This window comes from Pseudomonadota bacterium (assembly GCA_030859565.1).
Classification (GTDB): domain Bacteria; phylum Pseudomonadota; class Gammaproteobacteria; order JACCXJ01; family JACCXJ01; genus USCg-Taylor.
The window spans coordinates 1-2235 of the sequence record JALZJW010000286.1 but is presented as its reverse complement, the minus strand read 5'-3'; the positions used below and the strand labels follow the sequence as shown (position 1 = coordinate 2235).

At 58.5% G+C, this 2235-nt stretch carries 2 protein-coding genes and 1 pseudogene; 1 reads left to right on the top strand and 2 read right to left on the bottom strand.

Going from position 1 to position 2235, the window contains the following annotated elements:
• Positions 1 to 538 (bottom strand): sigma factor regulator FecR (locus tag M3436_20855; protein MDQ3566415.1); only part of this gene is annotated, 538 nt, incomplete at its 3' end.
• 181 nt (positions 539 to 719) lie between these two features.
• Positions 720 to 1058, bottom strand: coding sequence for a DNA repair protein RadC (locus tag M3436_20850; protein ID MDQ3566414.1), 339 nt, complete (start codon positions 1056 to 1058; stop codon positions 720 to 722).
• Between the two features lie 589 nt (positions 1059 to 1647).
• Between M3436_20850 and M3436_20845 the strand changes: the two are divergent.
• Positions 1648 to 2115, top strand: a pseudogene (locus M3436_20845) (site-specific DNA-methyltransferase).
• Positions 2116 to 2235: the final 120 nt, after the last annotated feature.

Sequence of the window (2235 nt, the reverse complement as noted above, 5' to 3'; positions counted from 1 at the left end):
CTTCCTCCAGATCCTGCTCGCGAAGGCTTTGTCCAAAGCTGACGGTGGCAGGTTTGAGATATCCCCCGCAGCGGCAGATCGGTGGCTTGCGCGTCTGCTTGAAATAATCAAAATGCGGTTCCGGATCGCTGCGCTCATGACAACGCTGGCATTCCACCGCGCGGTTGGTACCGTGCAATTCTATGAGCCGCTCCCGAGGGGTGCCGGCACGAGCATGCAAGCCATCCACGTTTTGGGTCACGAGCTTACCCAGTTTGGTTGCCCGCTCGAGTTTGACGATGGCGTGATGCACGCGGTTCGGTTGGGCATCGCGAAACGCCTCCCAGCCCTCCAGCTTGTAGTCCCAATACTCAATGCGCGCCGTCACCGAGCCCATGAACTCCTGGTAATAGACAGGGGTTCGTCGAGTCCACACCCCGTGGGGTCCCCGATAGTCGGGGATGCCGCTGCCGGTTGAAATACCGGCCCCGGTGAACACGAAGATGTTGTTTGCATCGCGCAGAAATTCAATGAGCGCGATGAGTTGGTTGTCTTTCACAGGATAATCGATGCGCTCGTCTCGTTGCTGGCGCTACCCATTCACATGCTGTGAGAAATCGCCAATGATAGTCGTTTCGAGGCGTCGGAACCGAGGCGAAATTTTAAACCAATCGAACTTCGCATGCTTACATGAGCGACCGTCCTTCGGCTTGGAACGTAACCGCATACGCGGAGGAGCGTCAGAGAAGCCCGCGCTCAGCGAACGACACCACCTCGGTGCCGCCGATCACGATGTGATCGAGGACGCGGATATCGAGGAGGCTGAGGACCTCTTTAAGCCGCTGCGTTAATAGCTCGTCGGCGCGGGATGGTGTCGGGTCGGTACTTGGATGGTTGTGATAGATCAGAACCGCTGCGGCGTTCATCCGTAGGGCGGCCTTCGCAACCTCGCGAGGATGGACGGTACAACCGTCGATGGTGCCGTGGAAGAGATCCTCGAACCCGAGGACACGGTGTTTATTGTCGAGATACACGAGTCCAAAGATCTCGTGCTCTAGTGTGGCGGTGCGAAGCTGCACGGCGCGTCTCGCATCGGTTGGGTTGGAGAGCACATCGCCCTCGGGCCTCTAGGATGGCCGCCGCGCGTTTCAGGATAGCCTCGTCGCTCAGCGAGCCAAGATCATAGGATGCGCCGGTGTCGTCGAGGTGCGGGTTAAGTAATGTTTCGCAGTGTGTCATTGCTGGTTCTCCGGTGGTGGCTGTTGCCCTCATCGGGATGCGTGCAGCATCGCCGGCGCCGAAGGCGCGCGGCCTTGCAGTCCGTGACAGCTTTGCTGGCGCGGGTGCGTTTTCTTAGCCGCGAGGCATGGGCACGCCTGGGGCAACAGCGGCCTAACCGGAGACGATGACGCCTCCACAGACGAACAACGGGCAAAAGGAGAGACCTTGGCAGGAGGAGACATTTGAGAAAGCCGCCCCCCGTCCCTTGATAGGGTCCATACGAGAGGTGCGGAGAGGACGAGCGCGTTCCCTTGGCCGGCAGGACTGGTCGCCAGCACGACGCGTGGCCGATAACCCATTAAAATAACTGGCATTGTCCACAATGTTCCACTATGGTTAAACCGCAGTGTGGGGAATTTGCCTTGTAGCGGAATGGTGACGAGAACAATGGCTCGGGGAACAAAAGAAACCAAAAGGCGGGTCGAGAACTACGTCCACAAAGGTCGCGAGCGGCTGAACAACCCGCCGGTGGGTCTGGTCACGCCGGACACGGACAAGGACGCCGGCAAGAAAACCTATGCCTACGACCCCCACCTTGACCCGCAACTGGTCTGGGCGGGAAAGGCCGAGCATACCTCGTTCGAGGTCCCTACGGTCTCCCTGCACGTTCACGAGCGCATTGATCCGCTGAGCATCGTTGAGGCCGTCAAGCGGCGTAACGGCAGCGACCCCCAGCTTTCCCTGTTCGCCGCGCCGGAGGAAAACCGGCCGATCCGTCACGCCATCGAGTTTTACAAGCATGCCCAGAACTGGACCAACCGCCTGATCGCAGGCGACAGCCTTCTGGTCATGAACAGCCTTCTGGAGAAAGAGGGCATGGCCGGGAAGGTGCAGATGGTCTACCTCGATCCGCCCTGTCATAGCTTTGTCAAGCGCCTTTTTTTCTCTTAGTTACCTGGCTATTCCCCATACCGAATCTTTCACACTTGATTTTATCGAAAAGCAAGTATGCTTGAGGGCATGGACAGAGTGTAT